Annotated in this window: 18 protein-coding genes and 1 pseudogene; 17 read left to right on the top strand and 2 right to left on the bottom strand. The window is 67.4% G+C overall.

What is annotated here, in order from left to right:
- Positions 1–572 precede the first annotated feature (572 nt).
- Positions 573–815, bottom strand: coding sequence for a hypothetical protein (locus tag JAO81_RS25740; protein WP_199550310.1), 243 nt, complete (start codon positions 813–815; stop codon positions 573–575).
- A 327-nt stretch (positions 816–1,142) separates the two neighbouring features.
- On the opposite strand from JAO81_RS25740, the gene JAO81_RS42745 reads away from it, so the two are divergent.
- The 11 genes from JAO81_RS42745 to JAO81_RS25685 all read left to right on the top strand — a co-directional run bounded on the left by JAO81_RS42745 (position 1,143) and on the right by JAO81_RS25685 (position 16,619).
- Positions 1,143–2,561: a DUF2637 domain-containing protein gene (locus JAO81_RS42745; protein WP_307813694.1), complete on the top strand. Its 1,419-nt coding sequence runs from the start codon at positions 1,143–1,145 to the stop codon at positions 2,559–2,561.
- 1,095 nt (positions 2,562–3,656) lie between these two features.
- The gene (locus JAO81_RS25730) at positions 3,657–5,750 is read left to right on the top strand and encodes a pRL2-11 (protein ID WP_199550309.1); all 2,094 of its coding nucleotides are present in this window, start codon (positions 3,657–3,659) and stop codon (positions 5,748–5,750) included.
- A gap of 238 nt (positions 5,751–5,988) precedes the next feature.
- Complete coding sequence (locus tag JAO81_RS25725; protein WP_199550308.1) at positions 5,989–7,020, top strand: conjugal transfer protein; 1,032 nt, start codon at positions 5,989–5,991, stop codon at positions 7,018–7,020.
- A 104-nt stretch (positions 7,021–7,124) separates the two neighbouring features.
- Complete coding sequence (locus JAO81_RS25720) at positions 7,125–7,343, top strand: TcpD family membrane protein (protein ID WP_199550307.1); 219 nt, start codon at positions 7,125–7,127, stop codon at positions 7,341–7,343.
- Between the two features lie 14 nt (positions 7,344–7,357).
- Entirely contained in the window at positions 7,358–7,939 is a 582-nt protein-coding gene (locus tag JAO81_RS25715) for a hypothetical protein (RefSeq protein ID WP_199550306.1), read from the top strand.
- Positions 7,936–8,856, top strand: a complete 921-nt coding sequence (locus JAO81_RS25710; protein ID WP_199550305.1) for a hypothetical protein — start codon at positions 7,936–7,938, stop codon at positions 8,854–8,856. The genes JAO81_RS25715 and JAO81_RS25710 overlap by 4 nt, the downstream gene beginning before the upstream one ends.
- On the top strand, positions 8,856–11,435 hold the full coding sequence (locus JAO81_RS25705) for an ATP-binding protein (protein WP_199550304.1): 2,580 nt from the start codon (positions 8,856–8,858) through the stop codon (positions 11,433–11,435). The genes JAO81_RS25710 and JAO81_RS25705 overlap by 1 nt, the downstream gene beginning before the upstream one ends.
- 227 nt (positions 11,436–11,662) lie before the next feature.
- Positions 11,663–12,415: a hypothetical protein gene (locus JAO81_RS25700; RefSeq protein ID WP_199550303.1), complete on the top strand. Its 753-nt coding sequence runs from the start codon at positions 11,663–11,665 to the stop codon at positions 12,413–12,415.
- Positions 12,376–14,367, top strand: a complete 1,992-nt coding sequence (locus tag JAO81_RS25695; RefSeq protein WP_199550302.1) for a hypothetical protein — start codon at positions 12,376–12,378, stop codon at positions 14,365–14,367. Before JAO81_RS25700 ends, JAO81_RS25695 begins: the two co-directional genes overlap by 40 nt.
- Positions 14,368–14,529: 162 nt before the next feature.
- Positions 14,530–15,438 carry a hypothetical protein gene (locus JAO81_RS25690; protein WP_199550301.1) on the top strand — a complete coding sequence of 303 codons (909 nt, stop codon included), beginning with the start codon at positions 14,530–14,532 and terminating at the stop codon, positions 15,436–15,438.
- A gap of 44 nt (positions 15,439–15,482) precedes the next feature.
- The gene (locus JAO81_RS25685; protein WP_307813688.1) at positions 15,483–16,619 is read left to right on the top strand and encodes a peptidase M23; all 1,137 of its coding nucleotides are present in this window, start codon (positions 15,483–15,485) and stop codon (positions 16,617–16,619) included.
- A gap of 49 nt (positions 16,620–16,668) precedes the next feature.
- On the opposite strand, the gene JAO81_RS25680 is transcribed toward JAO81_RS25685, so the two are convergent.
- Positions 16,669–16,866 (bottom strand): hypothetical protein, encoded by a 198-nt coding sequence (locus JAO81_RS25680; protein WP_199550299.1) that lies wholly within the window; start codon positions 16,864–16,866, stop codon positions 16,669–16,671.
- Positions 16,867–18,339: 1,473 nt separating this feature from the next.
- On the opposite strand from JAO81_RS25680, the gene JAO81_RS25675 reads away from it, so the two are divergent.
- The 6 genes and pseudogenes from JAO81_RS25675 to JAO81_RS25650 all read left to right on the top strand — a co-directional run.
- Entirely contained in the window at positions 18,340–18,798 is a 459-nt protein-coding gene (locus JAO81_RS25675) for a hypothetical protein (protein ID WP_199550298.1), read from the top strand.
- Entirely contained in the window at positions 18,795–19,145 is a 351-nt protein-coding gene (locus JAO81_RS25670; protein ID WP_199550297.1) for a hypothetical protein, read from the top strand. Before JAO81_RS25675 ends, JAO81_RS25670 begins: the two co-directional genes overlap by 4 nt.
- Before the next feature lie 108 nt (positions 19,146–19,253).
- On the top strand, positions 19,254–19,502 hold the full coding sequence (locus JAO81_RS25665; RefSeq protein WP_199550296.1) for a type II toxin-antitoxin system VapB family antitoxin: 249 nt from the start codon (positions 19,254–19,256) through the stop codon (positions 19,500–19,502).
- Entirely contained in the window at positions 19,499–19,918 is a 420-nt protein-coding gene (locus JAO81_RS25660) for a PIN domain nuclease (RefSeq protein ID WP_199550295.1), read from the top strand. The genes JAO81_RS25665 and JAO81_RS25660 overlap by 4 nt, the downstream gene beginning before the upstream one ends.
- A 221-nt stretch (positions 19,919–20,139) precedes the next feature.
- Positions 20,140–20,895 carry a helix-turn-helix domain-containing protein gene (locus JAO81_RS25655; RefSeq protein WP_199550294.1) on the top strand — a complete coding sequence of 252 codons (756 nt, stop codon included), beginning with the start codon at positions 20,140–20,142 and terminating at the stop codon, positions 20,893–20,895.
- A pseudogene (locus tag JAO81_RS25650) lies at positions 20,894–21,289 on the top strand (HNH endonuclease family protein); the annotation flags it as partial. The gene JAO81_RS25655 and the pseudogene JAO81_RS25650, both read left to right, overlap by 2 nt.
- Positions 21,290–21,302 lie beyond the last annotated feature (13 nt).

Below are 21,302 nucleotides of genomic sequence, written 5' to 3'. Positions count from 1 at the left end.
GAGTAACGGAGAGTCGATAGACGTTCCGTACGTTCGGAGGATCGCAAGTAGGTACCAAGCTAGGGCGGTTCGGTCGTACGTACGGTCTAGCTATCGATCTCTCTAACGGTATTGCCATCGGTCTTCCTAAGGGTGTAGCTGTCTGAACATTTATAGGCGCGCAGTATCGTCCTAAGAGAGAGGCTGACTGTTTGGCTTTCCAAGAAGATTCTTAGCTGGACTTGCCAAAGTGTATCTGTATGTATCTACATAACGCTAGCTAAGCGGCCATCTATAGCGATACCTATAGGTATAACCGCAGGTGAGAGGTGCAACTTTCCCGATCCAGGGCTTGCGATGGAGGGCGGAGTACGTTGTCTTGGCGCAACGCATCTGTGCGTGCCATCGTCCGGGTCAGTGCACACTTGGAGGCTCGTACGGTCATGCATTCGTGCCGCAGATCGAACGCTCGCCCAGCCCTGCAGAGTCCGCTTCACTCGCCGATTCAAGTGCCCACACCTTTACCCGTTCACGCAAGCACTCGATACCTCAAGCAAGCATGCGTGCGGCAGTGCGCTTGGCCGCACGCATGCCTAGTTCCTCTCCGTGCGGGATTCGAAGAACTCGATGAGCCGATCTGTTTGCATGGCTAGAGCGCGACCCATGGGGAGGTAATCGTTCTCGCCGAAGGGCCAGTTGGGGTCGGTGAGGGAGATCTTTCGCAGGCCTTGGCGCGTCATGTGCTCGACGAGTCCGAGTTTGACGAGCAGGTTGGCGCCGGTCTTGAAGTTGACGTAGAGGGGGAGCGGTTCGGTGTCCTGCTGCTTCTCCGTCATGACGATCTCCTCGGTAGGTGGCACGAGTTGCGTCAAGGCAACCACGTGCTAGCGTAGCAACACAAGATCAACTGACTGACACTCAGGCCAAACGAAGGCGGCCTCGCCCAGTGCTCGCAACACCGGACGAGGCCTTGAACCACCGCCCAGCTGATACCTGGAGGGTGATCCGTGAAGGATCCTATGCTCCCCGCGCCCCACACCGTGGCGCCCTCAACGACCGCGATACCCGCCCCCGGGTCGGTGGTCTCTGTCCACAGCCCACTGGCCTCACACTCCTCCCAGCACCAGAAGGAGGAGCAGGCCGTGAACCATCGCAAGCCGAGCATCCATCTCACCCGCACTCACCGCGTGCTGATCACCGTCGTGGTCGCCGGAGCGCTCATCATCGCCGCCATCGGCTTCGCCGGCTCCTATGCCGCAGTCCGCGAGCTCGCCGAACGCAAGGGCTTCGGTGAGTTCGCGATGGTCTTCCCGATAGGCATTGATGCGGGCATCGCGGTCCTGCTTGCCCTGGATCTGCTGCTGACGTGGATCCGGATACCGTTCCCGCTGCTTCGCCAGACCGCGTGGCTGCTCACGGCGGCGACGATCGCGTTCAACGGCGCGGCAGCGTGGCCTGACCCGCTCGGTACCGCAATGCACGGCACGATTCCTGTGCTCTTCATCATCACCGTCGAGGCCGCGCGCCATGCGATCGGCCGGATCGCGGACATCACCGCCGACAAGCACATGGAGGGCGTCCGCCTCACCCGCTGGCTGCTCTCACCGGTGCCCACCTTCCTGCTCTGGCGCCGAATGAAGCTGTGGGAACTCCGCTCCTACGACGCGGTCATCAAGCTCGAACAGGAACGCCTCGTCTACCAAGCGCGCCTGCGCTCCCGCTACGGCCGCGCCTGGCGCCGCAAGGCCCCCGTCGAGTCCCTGATGCCGCTACGCCTGGCCCGCTACGGCGTCCCGCTCGCCGAGACCGCCCCGGCCGGACTCGCCGCCGCCGGCATCGCATCACCGCAACTGCCCGCACCCGCACCTGAGATGGAGCTCATGCAGGCTGTGCCGTCCGTGGAACAGGTGGGGGAGAGCTTGCAGGAGTGGCCGGCGAACCACGACAGCCCTTGGTTCGTGACGCCCCTGCCGCGCCAGCCGCTGCAGGACGGGCATCCGTACGACACGTACGAGCAGCGGGGGTCTGCCGCTGAACAGGCCACATCTGCCATGTCGCTGGGGGACGAGCTCGAGCCCGAGCCGGACCCGGACGGACCTCACGGTGGCGGACACCCGACCCCCGCTGCTCCCGTGGCGACGCTGCAGGCCTCCCAGCCCGGACTGCCCGACCAGCCTTCGGCCGGCGAGCGGACCACTGAGCCGGAGTCGGAGCCGGTGGCCATCCCCGTGCAGCAGGTCGTCGACGAGGACCAGGAGCAGCTCGTGCTCGAGGACCCGGCTTTCCCGGAAGGCCACGATGCGCGGGAGTGCGAGCACGTCGCCGTGCTCGAAGGCCTCAACAACGCTCAAGCGATCCGCTACGCGATCGCTGAGCTGGACACCTTTCATGTGCCGAGGCTGGGGGAGTGGCTGACCGCACATGGGCGCACCGTGAACCGGGGACAGATCTACACCGTGAGCACGAAGGCCTCCGAGGCGCAGGCCGAGCCCCGGCGCGACCCCCCGCCCCCCCCCCCCAAACCCAGGGGGCCGCCCCCCGGGGCCCCCCCCCCTCCGGGGCCGGGCCCCCCGGGCGGTTGAGGTGAGGTGTCAGAGGCGGGGAGAAGTCGTTCCTAGCCGATCCACCAACGCCAGTACGAGCCGTTCCCCCCAGGACGCGCGCGGTTCCAAACGACTACCGCAGCACCCCAGAGCACGACCACTGCCGCATAGACGCTCCACGCCACAGGGCTGGCGACTCCAAGCCCGGCGAACACCATTGCCACCGACACGGCTGCTACGGCCAAGACACCCCAACGAATCTGCTGTGCTGCGGTCATCGCTCACCTCCACGGCTGACGCGGCGGTATCCGCGCCGGAAGCGTCTGTAATGAATGGGCCCTTTGAGCTGGGGGGAGGACGCCGCGATTCCTGGGTGACGGAATCGGCCCGAGAACGGTCGGCAGCGACTGAGCCGGCATACATGGAAGGCTGCCCGGCGGCGGCAGCATCGGCTTCGGTTGATGGGCGCCGCCGGGCACGTCCAGCCTTGCACCCAGGACGCACACCCCGGACGGGCGGGGAGCCGCTCCCCGTGCTCCCCGCCCGCTACTGTCACGCAGCGTGCGCAACTTGTCGTAGGTGCTCGTGCGACGTGGCGGCGTTGCGAGTAGCGCCCGCAGCAGCGATGTGCGCCTGTCGGTGCTGCCAGCCCGTACAGGTAGCAGGGATGGGCGCTACTCGTAGCGAGCCAGACGGCAGCAAGTAGCACCGGCCGGCTTCCTGGGCTGCTACATGGGCGCTACTCGGATGCTGCTGTAGCACGCACACATAGCAGGCGAGTAGCACGACGTGAAGAAGCCGCAGGTCACAGTATGTAGCGCGGGTGGCGTCGGGGTAGCACGGTCGGTGCTACTCGGCCGCTACACCAGTAGCGGGAGGTAGCACCGGGCGGCTCGTCGCGGCGGCTGGGCCCTGTGGGTAGCGCGTTGTGCGCTACCCCCGGGTGCTGCATGTAGCGCCTGTGGGTAGCGGAGTAGCGCCCGCCTGACGCTGCCTTGCTACTTCCGATGCTGGCCTCGCCGATCAGTCACTCTCCGTGTCGTTCGGAGGTATGGAATTTCCTTGGTCTCTGTCCACAGGTGATCCGTGTCAGGGTGCCGCCTCCAGTGATCGTCTATGCGTGGAATGCGGGTGGTGGCGGTGGGTCAGTCGGCGGTGGACAAGGAGATTGAGGAGGCGGTCGGCTCGGCCGTGGCGGGGGTGGGGAGGTTTCTGTCGGGGCGGGAGATGGACGGCCGGCGGCGTACCGATGCCACGTTCTTCACCCCGGGGCGCCGGGTGCTGGAGCTCGAGGCCGATGACAGCGGCCGTGCAGCTCGGCAGCAGCTGCTGGGCGTCTGGTCGTATCTGCCGTACTGGAAGCGGGCCGGTATCCGCCTGGGCAGTCTGGCCGCGCTGAGCGGCGGCACGTACGGCTACGTGCAGGATCCGCACCTTGCCCAGGCGGTGCTGCAGTACGGCGGCCCCGCGGTCGCTGGAACAGTGGCGGTGGGCGGGGTGGTGCACGCGGTGCGCGGCCGCGAGCAGCGGGAGCTGATGAGGGAGTGGGTGGTGCCGCTGCACCAGACGATCGCCCCGCTCCTTGGTATCCCGGAGGCCACCAATCCGCGCCGCTATCTGCATGTGCCTGTCGATTTCAACGGCGATGACGGACTGATCCGGGTGGATCTGCCGGTGCGTATGGATTTCAACAAGCAGGAAGTGGAAGCAAAAATCCGCGAAAAGCTCGCGCTGACCGGATTCAGTTTCACCTGGGACGGACGCGGCCGGGCGCCGTATCTGGTGGCACAGAAAGTAGCGAAACCGCCGTCGAAGGTGGTCTATGCGGACCAGGCAGTCCGGGAACTGGTGGCGAAATCGAAAGAATCAGCTCCGCTGATCGGACTCAATCGCCAAGGCAAACCGGTATCGGTCGACCTTGACACCGAGTCCCCACATGTTCTCGTCTCGGCCGGAACCGGCGGCGGCAAATCCGTAATCTTGCGGGGGATTGCGTCCCAGCTGATCCGCAATGGCGCCCGTGCCTACATTCTAGACTTCAAGCGTGTTTCCCATCAGTGGGCGCGCGGTGTGCCGAACACGAAGTACTGCCGTGATATCGAAGATATTCACGACGCTCTCGTAGCCCTGGGCGTGGAGGGGCGGCGCAGAATTCTTGCGGCAGAGGAGCTCGGCGACGACGCCGACCCTGCCGCGATCGGCCCGCGTATCGTGATCCTCCTTGAAGAGATCAACGCCACAATGAAGCAGCTCACCAGATACTGGGAGAAGAACAAGGAAAAGGGTGACCCGAAAGACTCCCCGGCCGTAGACGCGCTCGCCGAAATTCTTTTCATGGGACGCGCCGTGCGGCTGAATGTGCTGCTGGTGGCGCAGTCAGCGACCGCACGCGCACTGGGCGGTCCGGAAATGCGCGAGAATTTCGCCACCCGTATTCTCGCCCGTTACACCCAAAACGCCTGGCGGATGCTCGTGCCCGAAGTGGCCCCGGCCCCGAAGTCGACCCGCCACGTCGGCCGCGCCCAGGTCGTCCTGGGCGGCGTCGCACACGAGACGCAGGTGATGTTCATGACCGACGCCGAAGCCCGAGCCCACGCCATGGCCGGCCCCCACACCCCCGAACCGGTCAGCTCCGACGCCCCCGCCACCACCCCGCCTGCGGCCACACCAAACGTCGCGGCCGAGGCCCGGGTGGACCTCGGCAAGGACCCGGCCTCACAGCCTCACAGGCAACCTCACAGCCTCACAGCCTCACCTGTCTACCTGGGGAAACAGCCTGTGAGTCTCACAGCCTCACAGGGCATAACAGACAATTTGCCCGCTGGTTGTGAGGCAGCCTCACAGCCCTCACAGCCCCACGCCACACCCCCCACCAAACCCCCTGCGCACCCTGAAGAAGCTGGCCAGCACGGTCCAGGCGAGCCGCCACGCCTGCTAACCCCGGCCGCGCCGCCAACTTCAACGGGGCCGGCCGCACAGCCTGCCCCGGGACCGGCCACAGCCGACGGCGAGGAGCTGCTGGGGCTTCGCGCGATCCAGGAGAAGCACCTGCCCGGCATCACTTTGGCTGCACTGCGCAGGGCCCGCGCCGATGACCCGGAATTCCCGCCCGGCGTTGAGAAGCGAGGCGCCGAAATGCTGTACCGGGCATCGGACCTGATCCGCTGGGAACGTAACCGGCCCCGCAATCCAATCCGCACCATTGAAGACGATCCCGACGCTCCCTGACCTCAATTGGAAAAATTCGCAGGGCCCGCACCGCTCCGGTGGTGCGGGCCCTTACTGCATTCCGCCGCTGACGGAAGGTGCGACAGGTCCCTGACGCAATTTGTTTTCCACAGGGTCTCGCGGATCGCTGGTCTCTGTCCACAGGGCAATGGGTTTAGCGTCCCTTCATCGCCTCGCTCCACGGAGCCGGGAAGCGGTTCTCGTTTGCTGTGCCGTCAGTTGTTGGATGGAGTGATGCATGAGTGCGTTGCGGAAGATACTCAACCTTCCTGAAAAGGAAACCGGGCCCGGAGATCCGTTCGCCGATGCCCTTACCCGCCGTTCCCCTGGCCAAGTAGATGTTGCTGCAAAGGAATCCGGGACGTCTCGTACGCATTCGATGCTGCCGGGGGAGTGGGCCGAGGAAGAGGAAACCTCGGGCCGCAAGTTCGGCCGCAAGGCCGGGCGGATCGTGGTCTGGGGTGTGATCGGGCTGGCTGCCTTCACCGGAGTACGGACCTGGTTTTTCCCGCCGGACACGGATACCGGGAAATCGGCAGTCGATCCGGGTGTTGCGGCGGCGAAGGACGATGTTCCGGAGTTGGAGGCGCAGCAGGTTGCTGCCCGGTTCGCCCGTTCCTATCTGACGTGGAGTGAAAAGACTCCTGAGGTGAGGGAGAAGGAACTTGCGGTGGATTTGCCGACGGGTGCGGATCCGAAGATGGGCTGGGACGGACACGGCAACCAGCTCGTCGCCCAGACCATCCCCGGCACCGTCGTCCAAAGCGGCGGCCAGCGGGCGCGGGTCCGGGTGGATGTCCGGGTCTCTGCTACCAGCAAGAACCAGACGGTGTCCTCCTGGCGCGGCCTGGACGTTCCGGTTGCCGAGGCGTCGGGGCGGGTGATCGTGACCGGGCAGCCCGCGCTGGTCGGCCTGCCCACCCCCGTCGCGTTCGAGGAGAAGCCGGCCCCGGAATCCGATGCCGACCTGGCGTCGAAGACGCAGTCGACGGTGAAGGACTTCCTCACTGCATGGGCTGCTGGGAAGCCCGGTCAGGCTGCTGCTCCCGGCTCCGACATCTCCCCGCTCGCGAGCGGGATGCGCCTTGTGGGGCTGGAGGAGTGGACCGTTCACACCGGTCACGGCGACACGCGGACCGGCACGGCTTCGGTGCGCTGGCAGCTGGCCGGCGCCCAGCTCACCCAGACCTACGCCATCACCCTCACCCAGGTCAGCGCAGGCGATGCGACCCGGTGGCAGGTCACCGACGCCACCGCACAAACCAACTAACCCCCCCCGGCCCTCACCCCCGCCTGCCCCGACACGGGCGCGGCCGCATGCCACGTGCTGCCCTGTCCGACCCCAACCCTCCTCTTCGAAAGTGAGCCATCGTCATGATCACTGGAAGTCCCATCAAGACCCTGGTGCTGCTGGTCCTGGGCAATCTGTTCGTCGCCATGCTGGCCGTGCGGGTGATCGGGCACTGGATGAAGTCGGAGTGGGGCAAGCTCGTCACCACTTTGGCCGGAGCCGCGCTGGTTGCATTCGTGGTGTGGGCGCCGGAGAGCGCCGTGAATCTGCTCAAGTCGCTCGGCAACAAGCTCATCGGCTGAGGCGGCGACCTGTCATGGCACGCGTCTCGCACACCTTGACCCGGCACTGGGACCTGGAAACGAAGCAGTACGAGCTGTTCGTCGACCTCGGCGAGGGCTACTCCCGCAAAGCAATGGTGCAGGGCTTCATCACCGTCATGCTCTGGGCCGGGCTGCTCACCCTCATCTTCGGCCCGCCGTCGATGTACTCGCTGACCCTGTACTTCCTGCCCCCGGTCCTGCTCGCCTTCTACGGCACCCAGCGCTCCACGCGCTACTGGCGACGCCGCAACTTCCTGCTGTGGGGCATCACCGCCAGCTACCTCATCCCCGGCTGCCGGCCCCTCATCTCCCGCGGCCTCATCCCTCCACCACGCCTCGGCAGGCGCCTGCGCACCCACCGCCTCGCGGAGCGTTTTCCCGGCCTCGGGCAACTGCCCGGCCTGCACGCCCTCGGCCAGGACGGTGCCAGCACCGATCCGGCCCACAGCTACGGCCCGCCCATCACCACCGCACCGAAGGTGCGCGCGTATGGGCCCGACGCCCTCCACAAAGCGATCACCAAACACACCAAGACCCGTACGTCCCGTCACCACAAGGCCAGGAGCAGCCGATGACCTCGATACCCGAGCACCAGATGGGCGGTGATCAGTCGCTGCTGCCGATCACCGCCCTGCGCAGCCTCGTCACCCCCGACCAAGGCCACACTCGCATCGCCCTCGACCACGCTGCTGCGACCGGCGCCTTGCTGGTCGGCCTCGCCAACGGCGACCAGCCCATCACCCTCCATGCTGGCGACGGACACGTCCTGGTGGCCGGCGCCACGGGAGCGGGCAAGTCCTCCGTGCTGTGCTCCCTCGCCGCCCAGGCCCTCGCCCACGGAGCCCGGGTCGATGTCCTGACACTGCGCCGAGAGCACCGTTGGACAAACGGCCTTGCACAGGCCCGCCGCTTCGATGACGTGGAGGCGATCCACGACTACCTCAACGAAGCCCGCGACCTCGTCCTCACGGACACCCCTGCACACACGCCCCACCAATGCGGTGGTGCCGGCACGTGGGCAGGCAGGCGCCTCCTGGTCATCGATGAGGCCGACCACACCCTGGCAGCGCTAGAGCAGTTCTGGCAGCACACCCACCCCAGCCTCAGCTCTCAAGAGAGCCCGGCCATCGAAGCGTTGGCCGCACTGCTCTTCCTCGGACGCGCGCACGGCATCCACATCCTGCTGTCCACCCAGAGCGGCCGACTGCAGGGCCTGCGCGGCTCTCTACGCGATCAGTTCGGCCTGTGTGTGGTCGGTTACGCGCCGCCCATCGTGTGGCAGCGCCTCGCCCCCCACATTCACCCTGCTCCCCGGTCGTCCACGACCCGGGGCCGTGTGCACGCCGTCCGCCCCGGCCAACCAGCCCAAGCAGTGCAGGCCTTGTACGTCACCGACGTACAGGCCCGCGCGCTCGCGCGCGGCCAGGCCACCGAGAACCTCTCACGCCTGCCGGCCACAGCTGCCCGTACCACCGCAAAGGACGCCTCCTGATGAGCACCACCGCTACTGCTGCTGTTGCGTCGAAGACGGCCCGCAAGGGCACCTCCCGGATCGGGAAGCTGCTGGGCCTGGGCACCGAACGGTTCCAAAAGCCCCCGCAGCTGGTCGCTCTGGCCGACGGCCTCGTGGTCACCGACACCGCCGCCGAGGCCTGGTTCGTACTGCAGGCGTCCAACACCGATCTGATGGCCGAGAGTGATCAGGACCGCGAACAGGTCACGGCCGCGCTCACGTTGGCGAAGGCGCTGCCCGGCTACCAGTGCCACCTCAAGGTGCTGTGGACGCGGCTGGACGGCGAGGTCTACCGGGCCGAGGCCCGCGAACTGTTCACCGCGGGCGACGTGGAGAAGGCCGCCGGCCTGTGGGCCGAGCGCCTGAACGATCTCGACCTGCCCCAGCGCCACCTGCTGCTCGGTGTGCGGATCGCGGAGCGGGACAGCACCACCAACGCGACCGTCAAGAACGCCACCACCCACGCCCTGGGCACCGCCCACACCGGCATCACGACAGCCGAACTGGCGCAGCTCGCCGGTCAGGTACGGCGTGTGGAGCGCAAGCTCGAGTCCCCGTGGCGCGCCACCGTCGCGCCGGTCGAACTCCTCGCATGGGCGATCTCGCGGGAGTCGCACCGGCCCCTGCCGGCGCCGCCGCGTCTGCCGGAAATCACCGGTGCCGCGCTGCGCCGGCTCACAGCTTCCCGGGCGCTGCCGTATTCGGACCACCTGCAGTTGATGGGCAACCGAGGCGAGATTGCTGCGTGGGTGGCGGTATTGGCGATGCCGTCGTTCCCCGCGCAGATGGTTACCCCCGGGGAGCAGGAATGGCTGCGCTGCCTGTCCGACATCCACTACCCCGACCCCCAACCCCCGATCGACCCCGTGACAGGCCGGGAGCTCTCCCGGGACATTCCCGTCTGTCCTGAGGCGTCGGTGCGGTTCGAGGTGTGGCCCAAGGGCCAGGCCATCAAGGACGTCGACAAGCAGCGCAAGAAGGCCAAGGAACAGCGGAAGAGCGCGGGGGAGGGGTCGGCGGGGGAAACCTTGGCGGAGACGGAGGAGACCGAAGCGGCGATGATCGACCTGCGCCACCAGATGGTCCGCGGCGACCTCACGCTCCTGGAAGACCACCCCCGCCTGATCGTCACCTCGACACTGTCGCTGGAGGACCTGCATGCCCGCTGCGACGCGGTGATCGCCCACTACGCCGGCATCGGCATCGACGTGTGTGTCGCCGTCGACGAGCAGCGCGAACTATGGCTGGAAACCCAGATCGGTGATCAGCTGCGGGTGGCGGATCTCGGCCATATCCGCACCACCGAAGCATTGGCCGCTTCTATGTTCTGGGGCGGTTCGGAGGCCGGCGACCGTTCGGGGCCGATCGTCGGTCTGCTGACCGGGACGACGCCGGGGGTGTGCCGGTTCGACATCACCGCCGGACCCTCCCGTGGTGACGGCACGACCACCGCGTTCATCGGCCGCTCGGGGCGTGGCAAGACCACCGCGATGATGCTCACCACGTTGAACGCGGCGCTCAAGGGTGCGTTCGCGCTGATGCTCGGCTTCAAGGGCGATGAAGCCGGCCTCATCCGCGCCGGTGAATACCTCGGCATTGCTTCGCACCAGGTGCGCTGCGGGATCGACACCCCGGGTGTTGCTGATCTGTTCCGGATGGACCTGCCGGAACGTGACGCGGTCCTGGACGTGGTCTCTCAGATGCTGATCATGCTGCCGGAGCGGATGCGGGAGGCTGGCGTCGAGGTGCAGCTCACTGCTGCCTGCAACCAGATCGCCACGCATCCCGATCCAGGATCGTGGCGCGTCATCGAACTCCTCGAAGCGTCACACGACCCGCTTGCGCGGGAGGCGGGCCAGGCTCTGGCGCAGCTGGCGCAGACTCCGCTCGGTGCCCCCGTCCTCGGTAAACCCAGCACGGACACTGCAGTCCTGCGCCCGGAACCGGGCTTGTGGCTGGTGCAGATCCCCGGCCTGAACCTCCCCCAGCCCGGCACGGCGCCCCGCGACATGAGCCCCGCCCAACGCGTCTCCCTCGCCCTGATGCGCGGCCTGATCGCCTACGGCCTCAACACCAGCGCCCGACTCGACCTGCGCCAACTGCCCAAACTCATCTGCATCCCCGAAGTCCACGTCCTGACCTCCACCTCGGACGGACGGCAGTTCCTCGACTACGTCGCCCGCACCGGCCGCGCCCTCGACACCTCCTTCGGCCTCGACACCCAGGACTCCGGCAGCTTCAAAGGCCTCGACGGCGTCCTCGAAGCCATCACCACCCTCTTCGCCTTCGAACTGTCCACCAAAGAACAGCAAGACGCCCTCATCGAGCTGCTCCACCTGCCCCCAGGACAAGCCAGCCGCGACCTCATCCACGGCCTCGGCAAAAGCGGCGACGGGAGCGTACGGCACGGCCACTGCATCATCCGCGACCACCAAGACCGCCTCGCCACCCTCCAATTCGACGCCCCCCACACCGACCTGCTCCGCCTGCTGTCCACCAACGCCAAAGACCACACCAACAGTCCGAGCGAAGCCGCCCTCGAGGGACAGGCCGCCTAGGCCACGGGCCAGGGCGGCCCGTACGAGCCGGGGGCGGGTCGGCGTACGCGACGAAGGCCGTCCACAGGACCCCCGCAGCCGCCCTCACATGCGTGGTCTCTGTCCACAGGCAAGCCGGGTCATACTCCGCTGAACATTCCCAGAACACCCCAAAACGCGCGTGGGCTGGGCGAGTTGTGTCATGCACCGCCCAGCCCGCTCTCCCCGCAGGAAAGGAGGACTTGATCATGAACATGAACACCCCGGCCGCCGCCCGGCACCGCGCCCTGGCCGTCACTGCGCTCGTGCTGCTCGGCACGCTGGCGACCGCGTGCAGCAGCAAGCCCGACGGGCCCAGCGAGGACGAGCAGATCACCAAAGCAGCCACCCGCTACATGCAGGCCATCACTATCGCGCCCACCGATGAAAAGACTCTGTGCGACCTGGATGCGTCCGTCCACCGCGACGGCACCCTCAAGGACTGCATTGCCGCGGGCAAGGCCCGGCTTGAGGAGAAACGCGAGGACGACAAGCGCAACGGCACTACCACCGAGACGCGTCCGGCAGACAAGGTCACCATCAGCCATGTTCAGGACGTGCCCGCCAGCGACGAACACCCCGCCGGCAAAGGTCTGCTCGCCACTCTCGTGTCACCCCACGGCGGCGACCAGAACCGCTACGCACTGCGCCTGATCAAACAGGACGACGGCGCGTGGAGGGTGCAGCAGTGGACCGACGACCGGGCAAAGCCCCAGGACACCCGGGCCCTTTCCCCCCCGCTTCTCCCCTCCCCCCCCTCCCCCCGCCCCCCGCCCCCGCCGGGGGGGGAGCGAGGGGGACCGACTCTGAAGCCAGGTGACCTTCCGTGCGCCGAAAGTCCGCATCTCGCCTTCCTCGACTGCCCAGCCCCAAGCAACTCGCCCACCATTCCCGCACCGACCACCATGGAGCCGGTGCGCGTGTGCTCAGGCGCCCCAAACTGCCGCGCATACGGACCCTGATGCTGTGGTTCACCGGGGTCCTGGCCACGATGGGTGTGCTCGCGCCGGCCGCGACGGCTGCTGATGACAGCGGTAAGTACAAGCCGGGCGGGATCGGCGACATGATGCCCTCCCCGGTCACACCGCCCGGTGCGGGACGGACGCTGTTCGAGTCGTATGACCCGGGCGCCTACCAGCTCGACAACCAGCTGTCCGAGAAGCTCCTGGGCGGCGATCTGATCGACGGCACCTTGAACGGGATCGCCGAGATGCTGATGAGCATCCTCACCCTGATCGTGCGCGCCACGGTGGTGGCGACCCAGTGGTGCTTCAATGCCATCTCGCTGCCGGAGATCGAGCAGCCTCTGGGCAAGGCCATGGGCGCGGCCGCGGCCCCCATGGTCCAGGGGATCCTCCCGGCCGCTTTGGCGGTGGGGATGTTCATCGCCTGGATGCGGCGGGCGGAAGCGAGTCCGTTCACCCAGATCGCCTGGGTCATGGCCTCAGCTGCCCTGGCCACCACGTTCCTGACCGCGCCGACGACCTGGGTCAAGGGCGTGGACGAGGCCCGCCAGGCCGGCGCCTCGGTGTCGATGACCGCGGTCAACGGGGCACTGGCAGGCGATGGCAACTACGCGATGCCGTTCAAGACCAAGCAGCCGGCGTCGTTCTCGGGCAAGGCGAAGGACGACACCATCCGCAAGGCCTCCGACGCCGTCTGGCGCACCTACGCCGCCACGCCCTGGTGCATCGCCAACTTCGGCTCCATCAACGCCTGCCAGCAGTGGGGCGAGAACGTGCTGAAGAAGGGCCTCGACCGGGATGCCCGCGAATCTTTCATCAAGACTGAGACAGAGAAGGCGAAGGTCGGCGACGACGCGGACAAATGGATGGAGGGACACAACCCGGGCGGCAGGATCGGTGTTCTGATCGCTGCCTTGGTCTCTGCAGCGATCTTCGCTGCCCTGGTGCTGATGCTTGCGTTCACCACCCTCGCCACCCTGATCGGCTCGTTGATGCTGCTGTTCTGCGGCGTCGTCTTCGCCTGTCTGTGGTGCATTCCTGGCAGGCCCCGCTCCTGGGGTGTGCAGTGGTTCGAGACCCTCGTCGGCCTCACCCTCGTGAGCTTCGTGGTGACGATGCTGCTCGGCGCGGTGATGACGGTGTCCACCGCGATGATGAGCCTGCTGCCCACGTATGGCTGGCTGATGGTCTCGGCCTTGAACATCGCGGCTGCTGTCATGGCGTTCCAGCTCAAGGGCAAGCTCGAAGGCATCGTCTCCACCTCGGGCGCAGCATTGATGGGCCGCTCCCTGTTGAACACCACCACCAAGGTCGCCAAGCCGCTGGCCCGCTTCGGCGGCAAGGCCGCCGCCGCACCCGGCAACGCGTTGAACAAGATGGCCAACTCCACGCCCAACGGTGCCGGGATGGCAGGCGGCGTGGGTGGCGGGGCCTGGGGTGGCGTGAGCAGCGCAAGGGTGGCGAAGGTTCGCACCTTCCCGCCGCCCAGTGGCCCCGTGCCCAGTACGGCCAGTGGTCCTACGCCGGCAGCGCACGGTGCGTACGCGACGACGGGAGCGCACGTGCCTGTGCCTGGTGGGGTGTCGAAGAGCGAGCTTGGTCAGCGCCGGCACACCGCGCCCGCCGTGCACGGCGGGCCCACAACTCCGCTGCCTGCCACGGGCGCTGGCGCGGGTGGGTATGCGGTGCGGTCGGGTGCTCCCCGGTATATGTCCCACAGCACCCCGCCCCCGCCTGTCACCCCGGGTACGGGCCGGCCTGTGATCGAGGGGCGGGTGGTCAAGCGCGTTGCTCCGGAGACCCGGTTCCGTACGTATCCGCCGCCGCCCCGCACCCAGACCGTTGCCCGCACGGTCGCATCCACGGCGGCGCGTACGGCGGTGAACACCGCACTCACCGGCCAGCCCCTTGGCCCCTTGCCGCCCGTCAGCGGAAACGGTTCCGCATAACCACCGCCGGCTGACCCAGCCCTTCTCTTCTCTCGCACCACTGCGTTCGGACGGTCTCCCGGCCACGCCCCCAACTCGGGCGGGCCGGGGACCGTCCGCTACCCCCGCACGCCCAAAACCAGTGCGCCCGCCCCCATTTGGCCCCGTCCCGAAGGCTCCGCCATGCCCCACCACACCAACGACCACCACGACGATCACGACGACTCCGCCCGCCACGACCAGGACCACGACGGCGCACCTGCCTCCGCTGAGGAAGCCACCGAGCCTGGTGCAGGCAACCGGCAGCCGGCAGTGCCGCAGACCGCTGCCGAGTGGCGGGAAGTGCTGCGCAATCAGCCACTCCCGCCCGAGATGGCGGCCCTGCCACGCAGGCAACGGCGCCGAGCGAAGAAGGCGTGGCGTACGGCGCAGCGCACCGACCGCACGGCAGCCATCCGAGCCGAGCGCCGCAACACCCCCACCGGGCCCGCGATACCCGTCATCGCGCTGGTCCTGGCCGGAGTGGTGGCCGGCGCCGCCTGGCTCTGGCCCGACAACAGCGGGAACAGCCAGGCGACGGCGAAGCCCTCGCCCAGCGCTTCCTCGTCTTCGACGCCGGCGCCGTTCGCCTCAGACATTCCGCCGCTGCCCACCCCCAGCGCAGCATCCGAGGATCCGCAGGCTGGCCAGGATCCGGAGAGGACGGCGAAGGGCTTCGCCACGGCGTACTCCACGCGGTTTCCGTTCCAGGACGGCACGCATGAGGCGGCGGTGGAGCGCGCTGCGGCGTATATGTCGCAGCCGTTGGTGGAGAACTTGAAGCGCTACGACGACCTGGACTTCAACCAGCTCGTCGCCGCTCAGGCCTCCGAAGCCAAACCCGTGAAGGTCACCATTACGAGTCCGGCCGGGAAGGAGCGGCCCGCTCCGGACACGAGCGTGCGGGTGTGGCGCAACGCGACGGTGAAGATCGCCGTGAAGGGGACCACCGACTACACCTACACCCGCCGCCTCACCCTGGAAATCTCCCGCGCGGACACCACACCTGGCAATGCGTGGATGGTCACCCGCGTCCTGGGGGTCGAGCAGTGAACTCCCGCCAGGCGGCCGGGTTCACCCTGCGCGCCACCGGCGTGGTGAAGAAGGGGGTGATGCTGAAAGCCGGGGTCATCGGCGCTGTTCTGTTTCTGATCGCGCTGCTGTTCCTCGGCGCCCTGGTCCCTTCTCCGGCGCAGGCTTCCTCCTGCGAGGACACCGGCCCCGGCACCGCCGCCAGTTCCCCCATCAGTGGCGGCGGGCAGACGAGCGGGCCGGTCGGCGCGCAGCAGCTCGCCAACGCCAAAGTCATCGACCAGGTTGCGGTCAAGCTGGGGCTGCCGGGGCAGGCCACCCTGATCGCGTTGATGACGGCGATGCAGGAATCCACCCTGCAAAACCTCAACTACGGGGACCGCGACAGCCTCGGCCTGTTCCAGCAACGCCCCTCACAGGCCTGGGGCACACCCGCCCAGATCCGCACCCCCTCCTACGCTGCTGAATCGTTCTTTCTCGGCCGGGGCACGAACCCGGGTCTGGTCGACATCGCGGGATGGCAGACCATGCCCCCGGGTGTCGCGGCCCAGAAGGTGCAGCGCTCCGCCTTCCCCGACCTGTATGCCGGGCACGAGTCCGCGATGCGCGCCCTCGCCGAGAAGGCGGGGATCGACCTCGAGCGCGCCGGCACCAACACCGGCAAACCGAACTCCACCGAAGGCGGCTCCAGCGATGGCTCCGGCAGCGGCGATGACGCCGCATCGGGAGAGTGCCCCGACACCGCCGGCACCCCGGGAGGCAGCGCGGGCGGGAAGTTCACCGACGGCACCGCCACCTGGACCCTGAACAACCCGCGCTCCGTGGAGGATGCGATCGCCTGGGCGAAAGCCCATGCCGGAGCGAACTCCACCGGCGACTGGTACCAGCGCTGCCTCGCCTTCACCGCGATCGTCTACGGCTGGCAGTTCTCCGGCGTCACCTACGCCATCGACCACTTCTCCGTGGTGCCGAAGGACATGCAGCACCGCGGCGACCGCCACCCACCCCCCGGCGCCCTCCTCTACTGGGACACCGGACATCGCGCCGGGCACATCGCCGTCTACCTCGGCAACGGACAGGTCGCCTCCAACGACATCCTGCGCCCGGGCTATATCGACGTCGTCGACATCGAAATGTTCGAGACGAAATGGCGCGCGAAATACATCGGCTGGACTCCGCCCTTCTTCCCCAAAGGCGGGTAGCAGGCAATGCGCTTTCGGCGCGGCCTGTTCCCGGGTTTGCGGGGTGGGGTCAGAAGTAGAAGTACGCGAAGGCCAGGGCGCACATGGCGAGCGCAGCGGACCACAGGGCGAGCAGAATTGCGTCGGCGACTGCGGTCGCAGCAGTATCGCCCTGCGGGGTGTGATGCGCCCTGACCATGGCCCACACCGCGACGATCAGCAGAGCAAGCGGCAGACAGAGCAACGCCAACTGCACGAGATTCAGCACAGCCGAAATGATTCCCCACCGACTAGCTCTGAGACTGCCACCACAGGGAACACTGGCCCATTGTCACCAGTGCGGACGCACGACCTCTACATCCTCAAAGGCTCGTGCTGACCGGCCGCGCCCATGTCGCAGATGCTGATGCGCGCAACGAATGCAGTCCATACAGAGTGGCGTATCTCGATGCGGAATGGGTTCAACTCTCGTTCCAGGTCGGCTACTTGGATTGCAGCCGTGCCAATCTGGGAATTTCTGCATATCTGTCCACAGGGCCGGGAGTGGTGTCGAATTTCGCTGGTCTCTGTCCACAGGCAATGTGTTGCATGCTCCAGGCCCTGGCTGTCACACCGGTGACGGCCAGGGCCTCAAGTTTTGCCCATCTCGATTCTTGTGCAAGGGAGTTGTCTGGTTCATGTGGACAAAGAATTCGCGTATACGGACGCTGAAGCGGGTCACGGCGTCCACGATGGCCGCCGCTGCTGTCGGTGTCTTCGGTGCCACGAGCGCGCAGGCCGCCGAGCCTGCCACGGGCAGCCGCCCGGTCGCTGCTGTCTCTGATGACCTGGCCGATACCGAAACCGGCGACAAGGAACGCGCCGACGACGACGGGACGCCGGCCCCGGAGACTGATCCGGCGGCTGGGGATGAGACTGAGCCGGGCGACGGCACCGACCCCGGCGACGGCAGCGATCCGGGGGATGGCACTGACCCGGGTGACGGTGGCGACCCTGGCAACGGTGGGGATCCCGGTGACGGCGGCGATCCAGGCGATGGCGGGGATCCAGGCGATGGCGGGGATCCAGGCGATGGCGGGGATCCCGGTGACGGCGGCGACCCCGGCGACCCCGGTGACCCCGGTGACGGGGGAGACCCTGGCGACCCGGGTGACGGACAGGAGCCTGGTGATGGGGGAGACCCGAGCCCGGACCCGGATCCGACGCCGAGCCCGAGCCCGGGCGACGGGAAGGATCCGAAGCCTGACCCTGCTCCCGGTTCGGGAACCAAGCCCGGCACCGGTAGCGGCGGTTCGGGCGGGGGCCAGTCCGGTGGAGGTACGAACTCCACTGGCTCCGGCACCGGTAGGTCCGGGTCGGGCAGCGGGTCTCAGACGGGCGGCGACGCGATCGCGCCGGTCGCCGCATCCCTGCCCCACACCAACAACGGTGACAGTTCGACACCGGCCGGGAGTCTGGCCTCTACCGGTGCTGAGGGTTCTGCGCCGGTAGCCCTCGCCGCCGGTGGTCTGCTCGCGGCCGGGGCTGCCGCCCTGGGCGTTGCCGGGTTCGGCCGGCGGCGCGGCCGCCACGCCCGCCCCGCCACCGACACCCGGGGCGCAACAGGCTGATCGCGTCATCACGGTGCGGTCCCGCCCTCCCAGCACGTGAGGGCGGGCGGGACCGTGCCCTGACCGCGGCTCCGCCCGCCCTGTGTGCTGTCCAGATATGAGGAGACGAGGCGGGAGCATTGGGTGTTGACGTGGCGCGCAAGGACATGCTGAACAAGGTGTCCTTGGAACGCCTACGGATCTACATAGCGTTGGCGAAAGCGGGCGGCGAGCTGGCCTCCGATGAACTCTGGATCCAGGTGCGCATCCGCAGGCGGGCCCTGGCCTGGCAGCTGCATCAGTTGGCGGCTGAGGGGCATGTGATCAGCCGTGAGATCCCCAAGGGCTCGGGCCTGGTGCGGGTGATGCTCACTGACCTTGGGCAGCAAGCGCTGTACGAGCAGACGCGTGCCACCATCACCGGCCTGGACAGGCTGAAGGCCGACCTGAAACGAGACCGCGAGAGCGCCAAAGACGCGGCGAGCGACCACGGTGATCGAGCGGGAGAAGAATCGTTGAGGGCGCCGCGGCCGAGGTCCCTGCTTGAGTCCGTCGGCCTGGCCCTGGCCGGCCTGCTCCTCGGCGTCCAACTGATCCTGGTGTGGCGATGAACCGGGACCTGAGAGATCAGGTGCGCCGCGAACTCCTGAACGAGGCCCGTGAGATCGCCAGCCAGCTCTACCACGCACCCGCGCAGATCATCTTCCGGGCCGTGACCACCCCCGGCTGGGACAGTGACGCCTATCGGGGCGGGCTCCGGCTGGATCCGGTGGCCGTGCACGACCGGGCAGGCTGGCTCGCCGAGCCCACCACACGCCACACCCACCGCACCCGCTCGACAGACACCCGGCGCCTCGGCCGACTCGCCGCCGCGCTGTGCCGGGCCTGGAACATTCCCCTGCCGGCGGCCGGCGCGACGATGACACTCACTCTGGATCATCAGGGCGACGAGGCCTGATCCCACAGGCCATCCCCTGGCAGGCGCACGCTGGCAAGCCTTGGGCGCGATGCCCAACCACTTCGTATATCCATGCTAGATTTTAGATATACGAAGAGGAGTGGCGGTATGGGTAAGACGTTGATCGAGATTGACGAGGACGCACTGGCTGTGGCGCAGGACGCGTTCGGAACCAAGACGAAGAAGGACACCGTCAACCGTGCCCTGCGTGAGGTCAGTGAGAGAGTCAAGCGCCACGAAGCCCGGATCGCGGCCGAGCGCATCGCTGCCGAAGCCCTGGATCTCGACGTCCTGACGGACAAGACGGCCTACCGTCCCAGCCCCACTGCTGGTGAAGACCGGGACCAGGCTGCGTGAAGTATCTGGCCGACACCTCAGCAGCGGCACGGTTCCTGCTGCACGGCGCAGACGCCTGGGGATGGGGAGAAGCACTGGATGCCGGGCTGGTCGGCATGTGCGAGATCACGGAACTGGAGATTCTTCGCTCCGCACGCTCTGCCGCGCACCACAAGCAGATGCAGCAGTACCTGGGAGGGTTCTACAGCTGGGTACCGATCCCGGACGACACTCTGCGCAGAGCCCTGCAGGTCCAGCAGCTTCTTGTCGATCACGGTGAGCATCGCAGCGCCGGACCGGTCGACCTGATGGTCGCGGCAGTGGCCGAACTCTCCGGCCTCCAACTGCTGCACTGCGACCGTGACTTCGAAGCGATCGCCCGGCACACCGGCCAACCCACGATCATGCTCACCGACAGCACCCGGCCATCCCCTTGAGACACCGCGCCGACAGGTCGGATTGAGTAGAGCGACGAGCGTTCCGGACATACGATGCTGCTCGGCCGGACTTCGTTGGCGGCCCCAGCTTGGTTCTCGCCCCGTGATCGAGAGCCTCCACGGCTCGAAGAGCTCTGCTCACCGCGTTGATCTCCTTGCTGTGCTCGCCTTGGCTCGAGACGTGCCGGCTCACGGGGCCGCGCCGGAAAGCAAGGCTTGAGATGCCCCGCCACCCGAACCACGACCGCGCCCGCCGCAGCCGCATCCGTCGGCATGCGGAGGCCACCGGCCAGACCTACCAGGCAGCGCAACGATCCTTGGCCGTGCCGATCCTCGCCCCGGGGGCAGGCCACGCTGCCACCGTCGGTGACGCGCTGATCTCCCGTCGGCTGCGCGCCGGACTATCGGCGCAGGACGCCGCCACACGCGCCGACATCAGCCTTGAGCAGTACAGCGCACTGGAATCAGGATCCTTCTGGCCTGGCCAGGATGTGCTGGACGCAGTCCTTGACCTGCTGGCCGTGCCCGACAGTGAACGGGAGCCGTTCGCGTTCTTCGGCACGCCGCCGAGTGACCGCGAACGTATCCTCCTCACCGGCTCCACCGGCGCAGTGATGATCGTCGACTATGCCTGGCGCACCATCGAGGTCAACGACGCTGCCCGCGGCCTCCTGCCCGCTCAGGCGTGCCGACCGGGTGGGAGCCTCATGCGCTGGGTGCTCCTCGACGACACCGCGCCCCGCCTGCTGCTCAACCATGATGCTGTAGCCCGCGGCTTCGCCGGCTATCTGCGCCGGGCCCTGGAAGTCGCTCCCGCAGATGCCGAGTTCGTCGCGATCCGCGACACCATCGACCAGGATGTGTGGGAGCACGCCTCCACCGACGTCGGAACCCCATCCGGCCTTTCGCTGCAATGGCACACCGAGGCAGGCACCACCCCTGTCACTGCGCTGATGGGGATGACCCCGGGCTGCTGATCCGTACACCGGTAAGCGCATCGACTTCGTGCGCGGCCGCGCCACGTCGATGGCCGTGCAGATCGATCATGTGGTGGCGTTGTCTGACGCGTGGCAGAAGGGCGCCCAGCGGATCTCGCAGTCCCAGCGTGAGGCCCTTGCGAACGATCCGCTGAACCTGCTTGCTGCGGACGGGCCGGCCAACCAGCAGAAGTCCGATGCTGATGCCGCCAGTTGGCTGCCCGCGAACAAGTCGTACCGGTGTATCTACGTGGCGCGGCAGATCGCGGTGAAAGCCACCTACAAGCTGTGGATCACAGCTGCCGAAAAGGACGCCATGACCCGGGTGCTGAACACCTGCCCCGACCAGACCCTGCCCGGTGAGCAGAGTCCCGGCGTGGCGTTGAAGTCGTAGAAGGAGAAGCGTA

It is taken from the genome of Streptomyces sp. N35, assembly GCF_016464295.1.
GTDB lineage: Bacteria > Actinomycetota > Actinomycetes > Streptomycetales > Streptomycetaceae > Streptomyces.
This window is presented reverse-complemented; position numbering and strand designations above follow the sequence as displayed.

Bases quoted from the DNA above. Each gene is read 5' to 3' on its own strand.
- JAO81_RS25740 (WP_199550310.1), bottom strand. From the start codon at position 815: ATGACGGAGAAGCAGCAGGACACCGAACCGCTCCCCCTCTACGTCAAC.
- JAO81_RS25725 (WP_199550308.1), top strand. From the start codon at position 5,989: ATGAGTGCGTTGCGGAAGATACTCAACCTTCCTGAAAAGGAAACCGGG.
- JAO81_RS25720 (WP_199550307.1), top strand. From the start codon at position 7,125: ATGATCACTGGAAGTCCCATCAAGACCCTGGTGCTGCTGGTCCTGGGC.
- JAO81_RS25715 (WP_199550306.1), top strand. From the start codon at position 7,358: ATGGCACGCGTCTCGCACACCTTGACCCGGCACTGGGACCTGGAAACG.
- JAO81_RS25710 (WP_199550305.1), top strand. From the start codon at position 7,936: ATGACCTCGATACCCGAGCACCAGATGGGCGGTGATCAGTCGCTGCTG.
- JAO81_RS25705 (WP_199550304.1), top strand. From the start codon at position 8,856: ATGAGCACCACCGCTACTGCTGCTGTTGCGTCGAAGACGGCCCGCAAG.
- JAO81_RS25700 (WP_199550303.1), top strand. From the start codon at position 11,663: ATGAACATGAACACCCCGGCCGCCGCCCGGCACCGCGCCCTGGCCGTC.
- JAO81_RS25690 (WP_199550301.1), top strand. From the start codon at position 14,530: ATGCCCCACCACACCAACGACCACCACGACGATCACGACGACTCCGCC.
- JAO81_RS25670 (WP_199550297.1), top strand. From the start codon at position 18,795: ATGAACCGGGACCTGAGAGATCAGGTGCGCCGCGAACTCCTGAACGAG.
- JAO81_RS25665 (WP_199550296.1), top strand. From the start codon at position 19,254: ATGGGTAAGACGTTGATCGAGATTGACGAGGACGCACTGGCTGTGGCG.
- JAO81_RS25655 (WP_199550294.1), top strand. From the start codon at position 20,140: ATGCCCCGCCACCCGAACCACGACCGCGCCCGCCGCAGCCGCATCCGT.